Origin of the sequence: Amycolatopsis sp. SID8362, assembly GCF_010550475.1 — a bacterium.
Lineage (GTDB): Bacteria > Actinomycetota > Actinomycetes > Mycobacteriales > Pseudonocardiaceae > Amycolatopsis > Amycolatopsis eburnea.
The window spans coordinates 21,211-39,818 of record NZ_JAAGNB010000001.1; the positions used below are offsets into that span (position 1 = coordinate 21,211).

The 18,608-nt window shown below is 71.0% G+C and carries 16 protein-coding genes; 3 read left to right on the plus strand and 13 right to left on the minus strand.

Annotation, left to right across the window (positions count from 1 at the left end; all coding sequences use genetic code 11):
- Positions 1 to 18: 18 nt before the first annotated feature.
- Complete coding sequence (locus G3I65_RS00120; protein ID WP_160693541.1) at positions 19 to 894, minus strand: HIRAN domain-containing protein; 876 nt, start codon at positions 892 to 894, stop codon at positions 19 to 21.
- Between the two features lie 184 nt (positions 895 to 1,078).
- Positions 1,079 to 2,260 carry a hypothetical protein gene (locus tag G3I65_RS00125; protein WP_203612232.1) on the minus strand — a complete coding sequence of 394 codons (1,182 nt, stop codon included), beginning with the start codon at positions 2,258 to 2,260 and terminating at the stop codon, positions 1,079 to 1,081.
- 225 nt (positions 2,261 to 2,485) lie between these two features.
- On the opposite strand from G3I65_RS00125, the gene G3I65_RS00130 reads away from it, so the two are divergent.
- Complete coding sequence (locus G3I65_RS00130; RefSeq protein ID WP_086857585.1) at positions 2,486 to 2,896, plus strand: DUF3151 domain-containing protein; 411 nt, start codon at positions 2,486 to 2,488, stop codon at positions 2,894 to 2,896.
- Positions 2,897 to 2,965: 69 nt separating this feature from the next.
- On the opposite strand, the gene G3I65_RS00135 is transcribed toward G3I65_RS00130, so the two are convergent.
- Entirely contained in the window at positions 2,966 to 4,180 is a 1,215-nt protein-coding gene (locus tag G3I65_RS00135; RefSeq protein WP_160693545.1) for an alpha/beta fold hydrolase, read from the minus strand.
- A gap of 88 nt (positions 4,181 to 4,268) precedes the next feature.
- Between G3I65_RS00135 and G3I65_RS00140 the strand changes: the two genes are divergently transcribed.
- Positions 4,269 to 4,913: a TetR/AcrR family transcriptional regulator gene (locus G3I65_RS00140; RefSeq protein WP_160693547.1), complete on the plus strand. Its 645-nt coding sequence runs from the start codon at positions 4,269 to 4,271 to the stop codon at positions 4,911 to 4,913.
- Positions 4,914 to 4,925: 12 nt separating this feature from the next.
- Here G3I65_RS00140 and G3I65_RS00145 read toward each other — a convergent pair whose 3' ends face one another.
- The 4 genes from G3I65_RS00145 to G3I65_RS00160 all read right to left on the minus strand — a co-directional run bounded on the left by G3I65_RS00145 (position 4,926) and on the right by G3I65_RS00160 (position 9,505).
- Positions 4,926 to 6,092 (minus strand): GGDEF domain-containing protein, encoded by a 1,167-nt coding sequence (locus tag G3I65_RS00145; RefSeq protein ID WP_160693599.1) that lies wholly within the window; start codon positions 6,090 to 6,092, stop codon positions 4,926 to 4,928.
- A gap of 321 nt (positions 6,093 to 6,413) precedes the next feature.
- Positions 6,414 to 7,673 carry an MFS transporter gene (locus G3I65_RS00150; RefSeq protein WP_160693549.1) on the minus strand — a complete coding sequence of 420 codons (1,260 nt, stop codon included), beginning with the start codon at positions 7,671 to 7,673 and terminating at the stop codon, positions 6,414 to 6,416.
- Between the two features lie 320 nt (positions 7,674 to 7,993).
- A complete protein-coding gene (locus G3I65_RS00155) occupies positions 7,994 to 9,139 on the minus strand; it encodes an LLM class flavin-dependent oxidoreductase (protein WP_160693551.1) in 1,146 nt (381 codons plus the stop codon).
- Positions 9,140 to 9,223: 84 nt separating this feature from the next.
- Positions 9,224 to 9,505 carry a hypothetical protein gene (locus tag G3I65_RS00160; RefSeq protein ID WP_160693553.1) on the minus strand — a complete coding sequence of 94 codons (282 nt, stop codon included), beginning with the start codon at positions 9,503 to 9,505 and terminating at the stop codon, positions 9,224 to 9,226.
- Positions 9,506 to 9,674: 169 nt separating this feature from the next.
- Between G3I65_RS00160 and G3I65_RS00165 the strand changes: the two genes are divergently transcribed.
- Positions 9,675 to 11,561: an FAD/NAD(P)-binding domain-containing protein gene (locus G3I65_RS00165; protein ID WP_160693555.1), complete on the plus strand. Its 1,887-nt coding sequence runs from the start codon at positions 9,675 to 9,677 to the stop codon at positions 11,559 to 11,561.
- On the opposite strand, the gene G3I65_RS00170 is transcribed toward G3I65_RS00165, so the two are convergent.
- The 6 genes from G3I65_RS00170 to G3I65_RS00195 all read right to left on the minus strand — a co-directional run bounded on the left by G3I65_RS00170 (position 11,545) and on the right by G3I65_RS00195 (position 18,552).
- Entirely contained in the window at positions 11,545 to 12,651 is a 1,107-nt protein-coding gene (locus tag G3I65_RS00170; RefSeq protein WP_160693557.1) for a glycosyltransferase, read from the minus strand. The two genes, G3I65_RS00165 and G3I65_RS00170, sit on opposite strands and share 17 nt — an antisense overlap.
- Positions 12,652 to 12,668: 17 nt before the next feature.
- Entirely contained in the window at positions 12,669 to 13,562 is an 894-nt protein-coding gene (locus G3I65_RS00175) for a glycosyl hydrolase family 18 protein (RefSeq protein ID WP_160693559.1), read from the minus strand.
- Between the two features lie 68 nt (positions 13,563 to 13,630).
- Positions 13,631 to 15,181, minus strand: a complete 1,551-nt coding sequence (locus G3I65_RS00180) for an ABC transporter ATP-binding protein (RefSeq protein WP_160693561.1) — start codon at positions 15,179 to 15,181, stop codon at positions 13,631 to 13,633.
- On the minus strand, positions 15,178 to 15,972 hold the full coding sequence (locus G3I65_RS00185; RefSeq protein ID WP_160693563.1) for an ABC transporter permease: 795 nt from the start codon (positions 15,970 to 15,972) through the stop codon (positions 15,178 to 15,180). The genes G3I65_RS00180 and G3I65_RS00185 overlap by 4 nt, the downstream gene beginning before the upstream one ends.
- A 19-nt stretch (positions 15,973 to 15,991) precedes the next feature.
- Complete coding sequence (locus G3I65_RS00190) at positions 15,992 to 16,948, minus strand: ABC transporter permease (protein ID WP_160693600.1); 957 nt, start codon at positions 16,946 to 16,948, stop codon at positions 15,992 to 15,994.
- The gene (locus tag G3I65_RS00195) at positions 16,945 to 18,552 is read right to left on the minus strand and encodes an ABC transporter substrate-binding protein (RefSeq protein ID WP_160693565.1); all 1,608 of its coding nucleotides are present in this window, start codon (positions 18,550 to 18,552) and stop codon (positions 16,945 to 16,947) included. The genes G3I65_RS00190 and G3I65_RS00195 overlap by 4 nt, the downstream gene beginning before the upstream one ends.
- Positions 18,553 to 18,608: the final 56 nt, after the last annotated feature.

Here is an 18,608-nt window from a genome sequence, read left to right on the forward strand (position 1 = left end):
GCCGCCCCTTCGTCGTGTTCAGAAGCGCTTGGGGTCGCGCGGCATCCGCAACTCCACCTCGACGCCCTTCGCCGTCCGAGTCGTGTACGCCTCACACGTGACGGCCAGGTTCTTCTCCGCGAACCGCGCGACGATCTCGCCGTAGCGCGTGGTCATCGCATGGGTCAGCTGTCCCACGCGCTTGCCGCCGAGCCGGACTTCGATGGCGCGCCCGCCCGCGTACTTCCCGCCGCGGATCGTGCAGAAGCCCAACGACGCGACGACCTCCCGGTACTCCTGCTTGCCCTTCGGAGCGAACGCGCGAAGAACGTCTTGGTGTTCTTCTTCCTTGGTCACCGTGCACGACCAGTCGTTCCGCAGCAGCACCCCGGTCGCCGTCGTTTCGGCGACGATCGGGTCCCCGCCGGAGCGCAGTTCCTCGGGCCGTGCCACGTGGAGGTAGATGCCGTAGTACTTGTCCCCGCCGCCGGTGACCCGCGCCGGGCAGGTGCCGAGGGCGCCTTCGGCCCTCAGCTCGAGCAGCTCGGGCTGGTAGTCCTCCGCCCAGCCGGCGGACAGGTAACCGACCTTCAGCGACCGGTTCCCCATGAGCACGTCGACTCGAACGGCGTTTTCGTCCCAGGGGTTCTCCGGCTCGGGAACCAGCACGGCCACCACGGGGATGTGCTCGTCGAAGGTCGCGCCGCAGGTCCTGCCGCCGGCAACCACGGCAAGTGCTTCCTGGTAGTGGCTTTCGCCCACCACGTTGAGCCGGCCGTCGTCGGGCAGGGGAACGAGGCGGAGCCGCACCTCGCTGAACTGCGGTGGCTGGGAGCCGGAGTACTCGTCTTCGGGCTCCGCGGGTTCGGTATTCCCGTGATCCGTCTGGAACGAGGGATCCACGACGAGACGCACGGCCGCCTTGGGCGTCGGCTGAACCGGTGCCATGACCATGGCCGCCGGGCGTGGGGAGCGGCCTTTCCGCGAGAAGGGCCACATGGGGCGTGTCCTCCGATGTCGGCGCAGGTGGATCAGTCGTGCACCGGAGTCGTCGCCCCGCAGCCCCTTGTTACGGAGTGCACCGTGAATCCGAGAAGTCTCAGCCGCTCGCGGCGACCGAACGTCGGGCCGTCCACCGCCGGGTAGCCGGGCCGGCCGCCGCCCAGAGGACGAACACCCCGACCAGCACCGCCAAAGCCGTCCAATACGCCACCGGTGGCGCCGACTCCGTGTGCGCGTCGCCCAGTACCCACGGCCGGAACTGGGACTGCAGCCACAGCGCCCCGTACCCGAACGCCGTCACCAGCAGCGCGCCCGCGGCGGCCCGCACGGCACCTGACCCGAGAGCGAACGCCAGGTCCACCGCCAGGCCCACCAACAGCAGGTAGAACGGCACCGTCGACACCGGGAACCCCAGCCCCAACAGCAGCGGCCACATCACCGACCGGTACGCGACGTACGCCAGCGCGACCGAAGTGGCCGCCCAGCGGAAGCCCAGCGTGCGACGTGCCAGGACCAGGATCAACGCCATCACGCCGATGCCCCACAGCGGGTACACCCACTCGGGAATCGGCATTGTGAAGTGCAGCACCGCCGTCCGGTCGACCGGGTGGCCGATCTGGTTGGCCGCGAAGTCCAGCAGGGACTTCTCCGCCTCCGGCTCGCCGCGCTCCCACGCGCGCAGGCCGAGGATGCCGTACTCCTGCTGGCCGTTCGGGAAGAACGTGTTCTCCAGGAAGAACGCCCACAGCGCGAGCAGCACGCCCGTGCGGAAGCGGCCGGGCGGAGAAAGACGAAGCCAGCCCAGCAGCACGCCCGCCTGCATGATGCCCGTGCCCAGGTACAGCATCATGTGCGACGGGCTCCACGCGGTCAGGTCGAGGCCGTTGACGCGGTGGTTGATGACGTCCAATGGCGCCGCCACCAGGAACACCAGCAGGCCGATCTGCATCAAGCGCAGGGAGCGGCGATCGGCACCCAGGCCCGTGTAGCTGTGGATCGCCACCAGCACCACGATGATCACCGTGCCGACGGTGTTGATCAGGTGCGGCGGGGCCAGGTCGTCGCGCAGCCACATGAAGTGCCACGACATGTCCCACGACGAGCCGAGCAGCTTGAACGCGAACGCCGCGAGCCACATCCCGTAGCAGAACCGGAGCACCCAGTCCGGCGTCGGCTGCCCGGGGGCGCCGCGGTGCCAGTGCCGCGTGAAGAACAGCCGCGTCTTGCCGATCGGGCTGCGCGGGATCACGTCCACCGGGACGTCGACTGCCTTGGCCATGCCGGACATCATGGCCGGTCATGGTCACGAGCGGGCTAAGACCGCCGAAAACCGGGGTTCACCCGTAGGGGTGGCCGATTTGCTTCCGGCGTGCGGAAGTTGGCATGGTGTGCCGCCATGATGCCGAAACGAGTCGTGGCCGCCGTCTTGATCGGCGCCCTGGTGCTGGCCGGTGGCGGGGTGCTCGGGGCTCTGCTGTTCTGAGCTGAGGGCAGAATGGGCGGCATGACGCACAACCTGCTCGGCCCCGAGCCGACGCTGCTGCCCGAGCACACCGCCGCCCAGGCCGCGCTCGACGCCGGGAGCGACCCGGCCACCGTCGCGGCCGAACACCCCTACTACAGCGAGGCGTGGGCGTCGCTGGCCGAGAAGGCCTTCGAGGCGGGCGAGACCGTCGCCGCCTACGCGTACGCCCGCACCGGCTACCACCGCGGGCTCGACCAGCTGCGCCGCGCGGGCTGGAAGGGCTTCGGCCCGGTGCCGTGGGCGCACCGCCCCAACCAGGGCTTCCTGCGCGCCCTCGCCGTGCTGGGCAAGGCCGCCGGCAAGATCGGCGAGACCGAGGAGTACGACCGCTGCCGCACGTTCCTCGCCGACTCCGACCCCGCCGCCGCGGAAGCCACCGGCCTGAAGTGACGCCCGCGGGTCGTGAGTGTTCAGTCGGGTTAGAACCCGACCAAACACTCACGACCGCTGCGGCAGACCTCAGAACAGGCCGCAGTTGGACAGGGCCGGGAGGCCGGCGAAGCGGCCTTCGAGCCACGCGAACGCCTCCGGGAACGCCCGCACCGCCGTGAGCACGTGCGTCGGCACCAGTGATGTGCTGAACTGCACCTTCACGCCCTTGCCGCACCACGTCCGGCCCAGGTCGCGGTCCTGGGCGTAGGGCACGATGTCGTCGAGCGCGCTGTGGACGATCAGCACCGGCACCGCCGGCTTGAGCGTCCCGATCTTCTGCTCCGCCACCCGCGACGCGTACGGCTCCTCGCCGAGGTACGCGGTCAGCGAGCGGCCGTCGTTGGTCAGCGTCGAGGACTGCGTGAACGCGTGCGCGGCGATCGCCTCCACCGTGCACTCGGTCCGGACCTGCTCGAACAGCTGCTTGCCGCGCGCGTTGAGCAGCGCCGGGATGTTCAGTTCCGGGTACGCGTAGTTCATGCTCACCAGCGCGAAGCCGAGGAAGCCGACCGCGTAGTGCCCGTCGAGGTTCTTGGCCACCGAAGCCAGGTCCGCCGGCACCGCGCCCGCGTACGCGCCCTTCAGCTTCAACTCCGGCGCGTAGCTCGGCTGGAGTTCCGCCGCCGCGGCCGACGCGCCGCCGCCCTGGGAGTAGCCCGCGATCGCGACCGGGCCGTCGTCCGGCAGCCCGGCCTCCGGCAGCCGCTGCGCCGCGCGGACGGCGTCGAGCACCGCGTGCGCCTCCGCCGCGCGGTTGACGTACGTGTGGTCGCCCGGCGTCCCGAGCCCTTCGTAGTCGGTGACGACGACGCCGTAGCCCCGCGTCAGGAGCCCGGCGATGAACGGGCCTTCGTACTCGAAGCCGGCGGCAAGCGCTTTCGACGGCGCGCAGTCGTCGCCCTCGCCCTGCGTGCCGACGGCGTAGGAGACGATCGGGCGCGCGCCGGCGCCGTGCCACGCCGAGCGCGGCGTCAGCACCGTGCCGGTGACGGCGATCGGCGAGCCGTGCGTGTCGGTGCTGCGGTACATGATCCGCTGCACGTCCGCGTCGGCCTTGATCAGCTTGATCGGGTCGATGTAGAACGTCGACGCTTCGTGCCGGATGACATCGCCGTTGCTGCCCGCCGGAAGCGGTGAAGGGGGATCGTAGAAGGACGCGGCGGAGGCGCCGGGTGCCACCAGTGCCAGCACGGAAACCGTGGCGACGGCCGCGGCGAGGGCGCGACGGGGGAAGATACGCATGCTTGCTCCTCGTTGAGCAGGACTAGTGCGCGGGGAACACCTTTTCAGACAGAGGTGTCGGAAAAAGAATCACGTGAGGTGGACCACCATGTCAAGCCCCGCTCCGCGCGGGCGGCCGCGCAAGCTCCCGGTCGGGGAGCAGCGTGCCCGCGTGCTGGGCGCGACGGCGAGGGTCGTCGCGCAGCACGGGATGCAGGGCGCGACGATCGAGCAGATCGCGCGCGAAGCCGGCGTCTCGCGCCAGGCCGTCTACGAGCAGTTCGGCGACCGGGCGACGCTGTTCGCCGAGGTCGTCGCGGCCACCGAGGAAAGCGCCTTCGCGGCCATCGCGGGCCCCTCGGTGGCCGACGAGCAGCCCGGCCTGCGGGCCTGGGCGCGGGCCAACTACGCCAACATGGTCACCTTCGTCGCCGACCACCCCGAGGGCTACGGCGTGCTCCGCGCGGCCGAGCGCGCGGGCGACCCCGCCCTCACCCGGTTGAGGGAGCGGCTGGCCGTCGTCTACGCCGAAGCCAGCCGCAAGCGGTGGGCCGCGCACGGCATCGACTCCGGCCGCGCGGACCGCGCGCTCGTCACGCTCTTCTTCGCGATGACCGAGTCACTGGTCCAGGCCACCTGGGACGGCGACCCGCCGGACCAGGACGCCTTGATCGACTTGCTGACCGAGTTCACCGTCGGCGGCGTCGCCCGCCTCCAGACCAAGGCGAGCGACGTCATCGACCGGCTGCGCTGAACCCGGGGGCAGCTAAGCGACGGCCATCTCCGGGAGCGCGACGGAGCCGACCACCCGGTTCCGCCCGCCGTGCTTGGCCGCGTACACGGCCGCGTCGGCGGAGGACATCACTTCCTCGATCGACGCCCCGTCGAGCGGGTACGCGGCGACGCCGATGGACGCCGTCTGGCGTTCGATGTCGACCGCCGCGCCTTCGTTGGTCTTCGTGCTGATCACCAGCTCGCTGACCCGCTGCCGGATCCGCTCGGCGGTGACGATCGCGTCCTCCTTGGACGTCGCGGGCAGCAGCGCCACGAACTCCTCGCCGCCGAACCGCCCGACCAGGTCGTGCGCCCTGGTCTCCTGCTTGACCACGGCCGCGACCGCCTTGAGCACGTCGTCCCCCGCGAGGTGCCCGTAGGTGTCGTTGATCCGCTTGAAGTGGTCGAGGTCGATCATCAGGGTGCCGAAGCTGCCGTTTTCCCGCTCCGCGCGCGAAATCTCGCGCTGCGCGCCGTCCTGCCAGGTCGTGGCGTTGAGCAGCTGCGTCTTCTGGTCGGTCGTGGCGAGCTCCTCGAGCTGCTTGATCAGCACGGACCGCTGCAGCACGTAGAGCGGCAGGATCACCAGCACCGACAGCAGCGGCTCGGTGGTCAAGACCATCACCAGCAGGCCGCCGACGCACAGGGTGGCCAGCTCCAGCAGGTTGTCGTCCATGTTGCCGAGGCAGCCTTCGACGGTCGCCTTCTCCGGCGCGGCCAGGTACAGCCCGAGCCCGGTGAGCGCGGTGTTGGTGGCGAAGAAGGCGACCGCGGCGAGCGCCACGGCGGTCATCCCGTGCCCGTGCAGCGCCTCCGCGACGAAGCCGGCGGCGAACCCGGAGAGGATCATCGTGGTCGCGTTGGCCGCGACGCGGTGAAATTCACCCGGTCGGAAGCCGGACCAACTACGGAACGCGAGGTAGACGTAGAGCACCGTGCCCAGGACGGCCACCAGCTGCGGCGGCACGAGCAGTCCGGCGGGCAGCAGCCACACCGAAGTCATGTTGATGTGCGGCCCGTTGCTCAGGATCCGGCGCTGGCGCTCGATGCGCCTGCTGACCTCGGTCTGGGTCACCGCCAGGGCGGTGAGCAGCGCGAACGTCCCCAGGTTCGCGAGCGTGACCGGAATCGTGAGCGTGGCCGCGGTGGTCCAGGCCAGCATGACGGCGATCGCGGTGAGTGTGACGGCGACCCACGCCCGTGGTCGTGACCACAGTGCCCAGTCGGCAACACCACGAACCGAGGCTTGTCCAGACCGTTCCCCCGATGTGACCATTTTTCCCCCAGCCCCTTGCGCAGGTGATCAGTGACAATCTACTCACGGACAGTTTCAGACCGTTTGCCAGCTGTCCACAAGGGCTTTCGGTGTGTACTTTTTGGTTGACACCGGAACGAGAGGTGGCCAGCGATGCGCGGCAAAGATCAGTGACCGCACAGCGCACCGCAAGGTCGCGCAGGTCGAGCCCACGCGCGGGGCATGTCAAGCATGTTCGGCGCGTGCGGCTTCTTTGTCGTGCCACCGGCCGGGTTCCGCCGATAACGATCGGGCCCACAGGGCCGCCAGCGGCAGGGTGAGCACCACTCCCACGATGCCGAAGATGCCGACCGTGCCGTGCGGGGTCAGCTGATCCGCGAGCACGCCGCCGATGAGCGGGCTGATGCCCATCATCGTGGTCAGCCCGGTGTTGGACAGGCCCATCACCTGTGCGCGCTGCTCGTCGGGCACGGCCAGGGTCAGCGACGCGGTCGCCTGCAGCAGGCAGACCGTGCCGAACCCGCCGGACACGATGAACAGGACGATCGAGGACACCGGGCCGGGGTTCAGGAAGCAGAGCACCAGCGGTACCGCGCACAGCGCCGCCAGCGGGCCGATCAGCTTCGGCCGCAGGTGCGCGGGCACCCAGCGCGTGTAGGCGAAGGTCGCGATGACGCTGCCGATCGGGTCGGCCGCCAGCAGCAGGCCGATCGCCTCGGGCCCGCCGCCCGCCGCCGAGACGTACGGCGCGGCGATGCCCTCGTAGACCGGCAGCAGGCCCATCAGCCAGGTGAACAGCACGAGCGTCCGGAGCGGAGAGCTGGCGAACGCCGTCCGGCCCCCACCGCCCAGCGTCGCGAAGAACGACTTGCGCTGTTCGCCGCTCGCGGCGGCCGGCCGGGCGCGGAGGCCGAAGCGGATGAAGGCGGCCGAGAGCAGGAAGGTCGCGGCGTCGATGACGAGCGCGACGTGCGGGTCGAGGGCGATCAGCAGCGCGCCGCCGCCGGCGAACCCGAGCAGCTGGGCGCTCTGCACGGTCATGCTGCGGATGCCCATCCCGACGACGAACCGGTCGCCTTCGAGCACCTGCGGCAGCAGCGCCAGCTGGGACGCCTTGAACGGCGGGTTGACCAGGGAAACGCCGCCGACCAGCACGCACATCAGCCAGAACGGCATGCCGGGCAGTGCCACGAGCAGGATCAGCGCGGCGCGCAGCAGGTCGACGAGCACCATCACGGTGCGGCGGGGGAAGCGGTCGGCGAAGCCGGTCAGGAAGATGCCGCCGAGCAGCGACGGGGCGTAGGTCAGCGCGTACGTCAGGCCGGTCAGGGTCGCGGAGTTGGTACCGGTGAACACGAGGATCGACAGCGCGACCCTGGCCAGCTGGTCACCGGCGATCGACAGCAGCTCCCCGAACCACAGCGCCCGGAACTCGGCGATCCCGAACACCTCGCGGAACGTGACCCGATCCGGCGGTGCTGCCATGCGTTTTCTCCCGACCTCTTGTGCAGACCGCGTCAGTCCCATGACTGCCGGTGACGAGACGACCAGTCGGTCATGGGACAGTCACGGTACGTGAGTTACCCCAGCCAGTGTCCCGTGACTGTTGGTAAATCTCTAGGTTCTTTCGCTGGTATCCAAGGTGTCACGGAGCTTTCCCGAACGGATCAGACGATAGCCCGCAGTGTCTGACCGGTGGCTCAGGAGTCACCAATGGATCATTCCGCACCCGATGGCCGGAGGACCAGAGGCAAAAGTAGCCACCTCGCGTTCGCGAGGTGGCTACCTGGGGGTGCAGGCGGCGGTCAGCCGGCGGCGGTGAGGGCGTCCTCCCGCGGTGCCCGGGCCGCGATCGCCGCCCGGGCCGCGTCGCGCTTGGCGACCTCCTCGCGGACGATCGGGATGACGTAGCGCCCGAAGTCGATCGTGTCGCCGAGCATGTCGTAACCGCGGGCGGACAGGATCTCCACGCCGAGGTCGTAGTAGTCGAGCAGCGCCTGCGCGACCGTCTCCGGGGTCCCGACCAGCGCGTTCGAGTTGCCCGCGCCGCCGGTCGCGGCCGCCGTCGGGGTCCAGAGCGCGCGGTCGAAGCGCTCGCCGTTCGCCGCGATCTCCAGCAGCCGCTGCGATCCCGTGTTCTCGGGCTCGGTGAGCTTGTGCCGCCGCGTCAGGGGCTGGCCGCCCTTGGTGCGGTCCTTGATCGCGCCCACCGTCGCGTACGCCTTTTCCCAGGCCAGCTCGTCGGTCGGCGCGATGATCGGCCGGAACGCGACCTGGATCCGCGGCACGTCGGTGCGGCCGGCGGCCAGCGCCGCGGCCTTGACCGACGCGATCTGCTCCGCGGTCCGGTCCAGCGGCTCGCCCCAGAGGCAGTAGATGTCCGCTTCGGCGCCACCGGCGGCGTACGCGGCCGGGGACGACCCGCCGAAGGACACGCCAGGCCGTGGCTGCTGGACCGGCTTGACGTCGCTGACGTAGTCGGCGAAGCGGTAGTACTGGCCCTCGAAGCCGAACGGCTCGTCGGACGTCCACGCCTTCTTGATGATCTGGATGGCCTCGCGGGTGCGCCCGTAGCGGTCGTCCTTGCCCAGGTAGTCGCCTTCGCGCTGCTGCTCGTGGTCGTTGCCGCCGGTGATGAAGTGGACCGTGAGGCGGCCGCCGGAGATCTGGTCGAGCGTGGCGAACGTCTTCGCGGCGAACGTCGGGTACGAGACGTTGGGGCGGTGGGCGAGCAGGATCTGCAGCTTGTCGAGCTTCGTGGCGACGTACGCGGCGACCTGCGCGGGGTCCGGCGAGCCGGAACCGTAGGCGAACAGCACCCGGTCCCAGCCGAAGTCCTCGTGCGCGCGGGCCAGGCGCAGCGTGTACTCCTTGTCGAACACCCCGCCCGTGCGGGCGTGCGTTTCGGACCCGTCGTGCGTGCCCCCGATGCCCAGGAATTCGACCGGCATGCTGTCCTCCAACCCTCGGGTTCCCCCTTCAAAGGGCTACGCCGGGCACCCGGGGACGGCAACGACGTCCGCAGGGTGGAACGCTCACCGGTGCCGCTCGATGACCTCGATCGACGCGCGGACCTGCTCGAACGTCGGCGGGGCCGCCCGGTTGAAAACGACGGTCAGGGACCGGCGCGGGATCACGACGAATTCGACGTCGACCCCGGCCGCCTCCGCGGCGGCCTCGACGACGTCCTGCCAGTGCTCGGGGTCGATCCCGGTGGCCCATTCGTGGGCCAGGATCGCCCAGTTCCCCCGGAGGAGGGTGTCGACCACGTCCTGCGCGGTGTGGACGCGGTGCGGTGGACCGATCTCAGCGGCCACGTCTTCGACGGCGGGGCGGTGCGGCTGAGGCCCGGGCGCCTGGGTGGACGAGGGACAACTCGGCTCCTTCCGTCGGCGTGCCGGGGATTCGGAGCCGGTGGCCCGGGTGATTGGTTCCGCTCTGTGGGAAGGCCGTTTCCCGGCACAACCCCGGCGTAGCTTCGGGTTCGTGGCCGATTCCCCGCCGTTCACCCTTGCCGTCGTGGGCGCCGGACCCCGCGGGGTCGGCGTCCTCGAACGGCTCGGCGCGAACGCGGCGGAGCTGCTCGGCGGCCGCCGGCTCAAGGTGCACCTGATCGACCCCTTCCCGCCCGGCCCCGGCCGCGTGTGGCGCTACGACCAGTCGCCGCTCCTGCGCATGAACTCCATGCCGGAGGACGTCACCATGTTCACCGACGAGTCGGTGCGGATGACCGGTCCGGTGCGTCCGGGGCCGACGCTGCTCGACTGGGCCCGCAAGGTCCGTGACGGCGGTCTAGACGCCGAGGTCCCGCCCGACGTCGTCGCCGAGCTGACCGCGCTCGACCCCTTCGACTTCCCCACGCGGCGCCTGCAGAGCGCCTACCTGACCTGGGTCTACCGGACGGTCGTCGAGGGCCTCCCCGACGGCGTCGACGTCGTCGAGCACGCCGCGCGCGCGGTCGGCGTGGACGGGTACACCGTCAGCCTGTCCGACGGGACGGCCGTGCGCGCGGACGCCGTGGTGTTCACCGTCGGGCACCTCGACGCGGAACCGGACGACCGCGAGCGCGAACTGGTGTCGTTCGCCGCGCGGCACGGGCTGGCGTACTACCCGGCCGGCTACACCGCCGACGTCGACTACTCCGCCATCGCGCCCGGCGAAACGGTGCTGGTGCGGGGGTTCGGGCTGGCGTTCGTCGACCTGATGCTGCTGCTCACCGAGGGCCGCGGCGGCCGTTTCGAGGAGCTGGCCTGCGGCGGCCTCCGCTACCACCCGAGCGGCGCCGAGCCGATCCTGCACGTCGGCTCGCGGCGCGGGGTCCCGTACCACGCGAAGATCGGCTACCGGCTACGCGGGAAACCGGCGCGGCTGCCCAGGTTCTTCGACGCCTACGCGATCGACGAGCTGGCCGGCGCACCCGGCGCGCTCGACTTCCGCGCCGACGTCTGGCCGCTGATCGCGAAGGAACTGGCTTGGGGTTACTACACCGAGCTGTTCACCGGCCACCCGGACCGCGTGCGCCTGGACTTCGCGGTGTTCGCCGACGCTTTCGCCGACCTGGCCTGGGATTCGCCGGGGATGCGCGACCTCGTCGCGCGGGCGGTGCCCGCCGAAGCGGACCGGCTCGACCTCGACCGCGTCGACCGCCCGATGGCGGGCCGCGCGTTCGGCACGGCGGAGGAGTTCGGCAAGGAGCTGCGCGAATACATCGAGGGCGACCTGGCGCGCCGCGCCGATCAGGAGTTCAGCGCCGACCTCGGTGCGTTCGCGGCTTTGCTGTCGGTGTATGCCCAGCTGCCCACGCTGGTCCACAAAGGACGCCTGGACGCGGCGTCCCAGGTGTCCGATATGGACGGCTGGTTCCACGGCTTCTTCTCCTACTACGCCAGCGGTCCGCCGCCACGCCGGTTGGAGGAGCTGCTGGCGCTGCACGACGCGGGGATCGTCTCTTTCGCGGGCGCGGAGATGACGGTGACGGCCGAGCGCGGCGCTTTTGTGGCGTCCAGCACCAGTTTCCCGGGGACGGTCGAGGCCCGCACGCTCGTCGAAGCGCGGCTGCCGGGCCCGAGCGTGACCCGTGCGGCCGACGGCCTGCTCCGCCAGCTGCGCGACGCGGGCGAACTGGCCGAGGAGACGGTGTCGGACCCGGTCACCGGCGCACGCCTGCCGTCCGGCCGCATCCACACGCGCGTCTCGGATTCCCGCCTGCTCGACGGCACCGGACAGCCACACCCGCACCGCTTCGCCGTCGGCCCCCACACGAGCGCCCGCTCGGCGGCGGCGTTCACGCGGCCGCGGACGAACGCCTTGTCCTTCCGGCAGAACGACGCCGTCGCGCGCGAGATCCTGGCGCTGGTCAACCCGCCCAGCTGACCAGCTCGCCGAGAACCTGTTCGGGCGAAGGCATTTCCCTGATCTCGGCCGCGATGCCTTGCGCGATTTCGCGCGGTTTCGGGTCGTCGAGCAGGGTCCGGGCGGCGGCTTCGATGGCGGGGATCCGGACCGCGTCGCCGACCAGCGCCTTCGCCGCGCCGAGCGCTTCGAGGGTTTCGGCGTTGGCGAACTGGTCGGCGCCCTGGGGCAGCACCAGCTGCGGCAGACCGGCGGCCAGCGAAGCGAGCACCGTGCCGGTGCCGCCGTGGTGGACGACCAGGTCGGCGTGGTCCAAGACCCGGGCCTGCGGCACGAACCCGGTGGCACTGACCCGCTCCGGCAGCGGACCCAGCGCGGCCGGGGCGCCTGGCCCGAGCGCCACCAGCACGTCGACGTCGAGGCGTTCCAGCGCGCGGATCGCGCCGCGCAGCACGTCGGTCGCGCCGAAGACGACCGTGCCCAGCGTGAGGTAGACGAAGCCGCCGGCCGGGAGTGGCGGCAGCGGGACGTCCGGGTCGTACGGTGTCGGGCGCATCCGGAACACCTTCGGTACGCCCGCGGTGCCCGGGTCGCGGACACGGTCGGGCCAGACGTCGACGCAGGCGTCGCCGAGCAGCGCGTCCGCGGGCAGCGTCCGCCAGAGCGGCCGCAGCCGTTCGGCGGCGACGGCCAGCACTTCCGGCGGCATGGACCGCCCGATCACGACCGAGACGGCGGGGATACCCGCGCGGCGCGCCGCGATCGCGGCGCCGACGTCGCTCATCTCGTAGACCACGAGGTCGGGCCGCAGCCGCGGGAGCAGCGGCGTCAGGTCGTCGAGCAGTGCTTTCGGCAGCAGCTCGCCGAACATCGTGATGCCGACGTCGAGGAAACCGGCGTCCTCGCCGTGCCGTTTCTTGGCCTCGGCTTCGGCTTCGCTGATGGCGATGCCCGCGCGGTGGGTGGTGAAGCCGAGGCCGCGCACCTTGGGCACGAACGCCTCACCGGTGGCGAACACGACTTCGTGCCCGGCCCTCGCCGCGGCGTTCGCGAGCAGCAGCAAGGGGAACAGGTGGCCGTACGCCGGGCGGCACGTGAAGAGGATCCGCACCCGCCCGAGCGTACCGCTCAGCCCTTGACCACCGGGGCGATCTGCTGCACCCACTGCTGCGGCGCCGAGGTTCCGCCGGGCAGGGAGTTGAAGTACTCCCAGCCGTCGACGCCGCCGAAGTCCGGGTACTCGCCGATCAGGCTGCGCACGGTGGACTGCAGAGTCGACATGGCGACGTAGCCACTGCAGTTGGCCGGGTTGGTCACGGTCCCGGCGACGACCTTGCTCGCGGGCACCACGCCGCGGCGGATGATGTTGTCGTAGCCCGAGGTGCTGCTCAGCGAGCCCCAGCCGCAGTAGAACTGCGCGTTGAACCACGAGATCTGCGCGCCGCGGTCGCGGTAGAGGGTGTCGTAGTTCAGCCCGGAGAGACCGCCCCCGCCACTGAGCTCGGTGGCGACCGGCGCGAGCGTGACGAGGAACGAGCTGCCGAAGTCGGCCCGGAGCGCGTCGATGACCCGGTTGAGCGCGGTGTTGGACATGTGCTCTTCGACGTCGAGGTCGATACCGGAGAGCGAGTACGTCCGGATGAGGTTGCGCAGCAACGGGTAGTACGTGTCGAACTGCGTTTCGAGCCGCTGGAAGCTCCCCGCGGCGGCCCCGCCGACGAACGCGAGCACGTGCACGCCACTGGTGCGCAGGGTGGCGAGGTCCTGCCACATCCTGGTGAACTTCGCGGCGTTCGGGGGATCGTCGTTGAGGTGCACGACGCTGTTGGCGTCCAGGTGGATGGCCCCGACGACGACGTCGGTGACGCCGGTGCCCTGAAGGGTGAGCGGTGAGACGTAGGCCGAGCCGTTGTAGATGGTCTGGTAGTAGACGACAACCCTGCGCCCGGCGGCGGCCGAAGCCGGCACCGCACCCGAAATCATCAGCACCAAGGCCACGAAGGCCACGCCGATCCTCCGCATGGTCCAGACCATACGTCGCGGCGGGTGGTTGGGGAAACACCCACCGTCGATCCTGTCCGGTTCCTGTCTCAGCCCACCTCCTGCACCGAACGCCCGGGAATCGCCGCCAGCAGCTCCTTCGTGTACTCCGCCTCCGGCTCCTCCAGCACCCGCGCAGCCGGCCCCAGTTCCACCAGCACTCCCTCCCGCATCACGCCCACCTGGTCCGCCAGCTGCCGGACCACCGCCAGGTCGTGCGAGATGAACAGGTACGTCAACCCCAGCGACGACTGCAGCTCCGCCAGCAGCGCCAGGATCTGGGCCTGCACCGACACGTCCAGCGCCGACACCGGTTCGTCGCACACCACCAGGTCCGGGCGCAGCGCCAGCGCCCGTGCGATCGCCACTCGCTGGCGCTGACCGCCCGACAGCTCCGACGGCTTCCGGCGCGCCACCGACGACGGCAGCGCCACCTGGTCGAGCAGCGACGGCACCGAAGTGCGCGGGAGCCCGAACGCCCGCAACGGTTCCGCGACGACGTCCTCGATCGAAAACTTCGGGTTCAGCGACGCGTACGGGTTCTGGTACACGATCTGCATCCGCCGCCGCAGCCGGCGCAGCTCGGGGCCGCTCAGGGTCGTGATGTCCTGGCCGTCGAACGAAATCGAGCCCGCCGACGGGGTTTCCAGGCGCAGGACCATGCGCGCCGTCGTCGACTTGCCGGAGCCGGACTCGCCGACCAGGGCCAGGGTCTGGCCGCGGGGGATGTCGAACGAAACGCCGTCGACCGCGCGGATGCCGCCGTCGAACGTCTTCGCGAGGTCTCGCACCGAGACCAGGGGCTCGGCCGCGGGCGCGGGTGGGCGTGAGGGGCTGGACAGGCTCGGCGCGGCCGCGATCAGCTGCCGCGTGTACGGGTGCGTCGGCGCGCTGACGACCGACGGACCCTCTTCCACGACCGAACCCTCCGACAGCACCACGATCCGCGACGCGCGATCGGCCGCGACGCCGAGGTCGTGCGTGATGAGCAGGATCGCCGTCCCGGACTCGGCCGCCAGCGACGTCAGGTGGTCGAGGATGCGGCGCTGCACCGTCACGTCCAGTGCCGACGTCGGCTCGTCCGCGATGATCAGCTTCGGCTGTCCGGCCAGCGCGGCCGCGATCAGCACGCGCTGCCGCAAGCCGCCCGACAGCTGGTGCGGGTACTGGCGCGCTCGCAAGGATGGTGACGGCACGCCCGCTCGCTCCAGCAACGAGATCGCCTCCAGGGACGCGGTGCGCCGGTCCGCGAGGCCGTGGATCTTGAGCACCTCCGCGACCTGGTCGCCGATGCGGTGCACCGGGTTCAGCGACACCGCCGGGTCCTGCGGCACCAGCGCGATCTCTCTCCCGCGCACCGAGCGCCACTGGCGAGACGACAGCGACAGCAGGTCCCGGCCGTCGAAGGTGATCGAGCCGCCGTCGACGCGGCCGCCGCGGGGCAGCAGGCCGATCGCCGCGTGCGCCGTGGTCGACTTGCCCGAGCCCGACTCGCCGACGACAGCCACCACTTCGCCCGCGCCGACGTCGAACCCGACGTCACGCACGGCAGGCACGCCCCGGTACGACACGGCCAGGTCCGAAATCCGCAGCAGGGTCATCGGTCTCCTCCGTCCAGCGCGCGGGACAGCCGGTTCGCGGCGAGGACGACCGCCGCGACCGTGAGCCCCGGGAACGTCGTCATCCACCAGGCCGTGGCCAGGAAACTGCGCCCGCCCGCGACCAGCGAGCCCCACTCCGGGGTGGGCGGGGTCGCGCCGAAACCGAGGAAGCTCAGCGCCGACACCTCGAGCACCGCGGTGCCCAGCGTCAACGTCGCCAGCGCGAGCACCGGGCCCGCCGCGTTCGGCAGGACGTGCCGCAGCAGCACGCCCGACCAGCGCACGCCGGACGCCCGCGCGGCTTCGACGAACACGCCGTTGCGCACGCGCAGCACCTCCGCGCGCATGACCCGCGCGAAGGAGGCCAGGTTCGCGATGCCGACGGCGATCGCGACGTTCGTCGTGCCGAAGCCCAGCGCCGTGACCAGCGCCAGCGACAGCAGGATCGGCGGGATGGCCAGGAAGACGTCGACCACCCGCATGATCACGGTGTCCGCCCAACCGCCGCGGAACCCGGCCAGCAGGCCCAGCGCCGAACCGGCCACCAGCGCCACGAGCACGGCGATCGCGGTGGCCCGCAACGAGAGCGACGCGCCGTGGATCACCCGCGCGTAGACGTCCCGGCCGGTCTCGTCGGTGCCGAACAGGTGGTGCGGCGACGGCCCTTGCAGCCGTTCGGCCGGGACGCCGGTGATCGGGTCGTACCCGGTCAGCAGCCCCGGCACGAAGGCCGCGAGCAGCACGAACGCCAGCACCACCACCGCCAGGACGAGCCCGGGCGGAGCTTTCACGTGAAAGCGGCGGTCGAGGTCAACCACGGGCCACCGCCGCGGGGGTGCGCGCGATGCGCGGGTCGAGCAGCGGGTAGAGCAGGTCGACGACCAGGTTGAGCACCACGAACACCAGCGCGGCCAGCACGATCACCGCCTGCACCACCGGGACGTCCTGCGCGGTGACGGCGGCCGCGGTGACCCGGCCGACGCCGTCGCGCGAGAACACCGTCTCGGTGATCACCGACCCCGCGACGAGGTTGCCCGCGACGACCCCGGCGACGGTCAGCGTCGGCACGGCCGCGTTGCGCAGCAGGTGTCCGAAGTGGACGCGCCAGCGGCTCGCGCCCTTGGCCGCCGCGATCTCCGCGTACGGCTGTTCCTGCTGCGTCGCCAGGCTCTTGGCCAGCACCTGCCCGATGATCGCGCCGGTCGGCAGTGCGAGGGTGAGCGCCGGCAGGAGCAGCGCCGCGAAGCCCTGCGTGCCGAGCGCGGGCAGCAGCCGCAGCCGGAACGAGAAGAACTGGATCAGCAGCAGCCCGACCCAGAACGGCGGCAGCGAGATCGCCAGCGACGGCAGGGACAGCAGCGCCTGCCGCAGCCAGCGGAACCGCGTGAACGTGCCGAGGAACGCCGAGCCGCCGCCGAACAGCACCGCGAACACGAGCGCCAGCCCGGTCACCGCGAGCGTCGGCGGCAACGCCGTGACGACCATGTGCGTGGCGTCGTCGCCGGTCGCGACGCTGCGCCCGAAGTCGCCGTGCAGCGCCGAGACCAGCCGTTTCAGGTACTGCACCGGCAGCGGCGAGTCGAGGCCGTACTCCGCGCGGGCCGCGGCGACCTGCTCCGGCGTCATCGACGCCCCGGCCTCGCCGCCGGCGAGCTTCGCCGAAACGGCGTCGCCCGGCAGCAGGTAGAGGATCAGGAACGACAGCGTGAACGCCGCCCACAGCACGAACACCGCCTGCCCGGCCCGGCGGAGCAGGTAGCGCCTCACGACAGCCACGCGTCGAACAGCTGCAGCCGTGACGACGCTTCGAAGTCGACGGCGTGCGCCTTCGAGCTCAGCGCGACGACCTGGGTCAGCTCGAACACGGGGACCGCGTAGGCGTGCTCGATGATCAGCTTCTGGGCCTCCTCGGCGGACGGCTCGCGCTTCGCGGGGTCCACAGTGGACGACTGGGCGTCCAGCGCCACGTCGAGGGGGTTGCCCGGGGTCAGCTTGCTGCGGTTGCCCGCCTTGGTGGAGAACTGGCCGCGCAGGATGTCCGGGTCGGCGCGCGTGACGTTGTACCAGAGGAAGTCGTAGTTGCCGGACAGCTGGATCTGCGTGGTCTCGGCGGTGGTGTGCTGTTCGATCTTCAGGTCGAAGCCGATCTTGCGCAGCTGCTGCTGGATCAGCTCCAGCACGCTGCGGTTCTGGTTGAAGACCGGCGAGAACACGACGGCCGCGCTCAGCCGCTGCCCGTTCTTGACGCGGATCCCGTCGGGGCCTGGCACCCAGCCGTCGCCGTCCAGGAGCGCCGCCGCGCCCTTCGGGTCGTGCGCGAGCTGCGCGGACAGGTCGCTGACCAACGGCGTCGCCGAGCCGAGGATGCTCGTGGCGGCCTTGTAGTTCGGCGTCAGCACGGTGTTCACGACCTCGGTGCGGTCGACGCCCTTGAGCACGGCCTGGCGCACCTTCTCGTCGGTGAGCACGCCGCGGGTGGTGTTGGCGTGCAGGTTGAACACGACGCCGGGGTTCGGCCGGATGTTCTCGCTGAAGCCGTTGCCGGTGAACTGCGGCTCGTCGACCGGTTGGACGTCGGTGATCGCGTCGAGCTGCCCGGACGCGAGGCTGCCGGTGCGGACGCCGGGCTCCGGCACGATCTTGTAGTCGATCTTGTCCAGGTAGGCCTCGCCCTGGTGCTTGAACAGCGACGAGCCCCAGGTGTACCCCTTGCGCTTGGCCAGGACGATCTCCTGGTTCTGCTTGAAGCTCTCGAAGACGAAGGGACCGGAGGCGATCAGGCCGTCGCCCTGGCAACGCTGTTCCGGCGTCTTCTTGAACGCCGCCGGCGCGAGAACGCCGAGCGACACGGTCGAGCTGGCCTGCAGGAACTGGGCGCTGGGCGCGGAGAACTCGAGGCGGACCGTCCGCGGGTCGACCACGCTGGAGCCCTTGTACGCGGCGAGGTAGCCGTAACCGAGCTGGGCCTTGGTGCCGAGGGCCTTGATGCCGTCGAAGCTGGTTTTCACCGCGGCGGCGTCGACCGGGGTGCCGTCGGAGAACGTCGCGCCGGGCCGCAGGTGGAAGGTGAACGCCGTCGAATCGGCGTTGCTCTCCCACTTCTCGGCGAGCCACGGCTTGATCTCGCCGGTCTTCGGGTCCTGGTCGGTGAGCGAGTCGACGAGCTGACGCGCGACGTTGATGGACGCGTTCGTGGCGACCTGCTGAGCGTCGACGCAGTCCGGCGCGGACGAGATGCCCAGGCGCAGCGTGCCACCGGGTTTCGGTGGCCCGGAAGCGGCTTGTTCGGTGCCGGCGGCGGCGCAGGCGGTCAGGAGAACGGGCAGGGCGAGCAGGGCCGCGGCGTTGCGGGCGCGGGGAAGCAGGGACACCGGACGGCCTCCAGCGGGAGTGGTTGCGTCTTCAACCGGCGACGCTAATCTCGCGC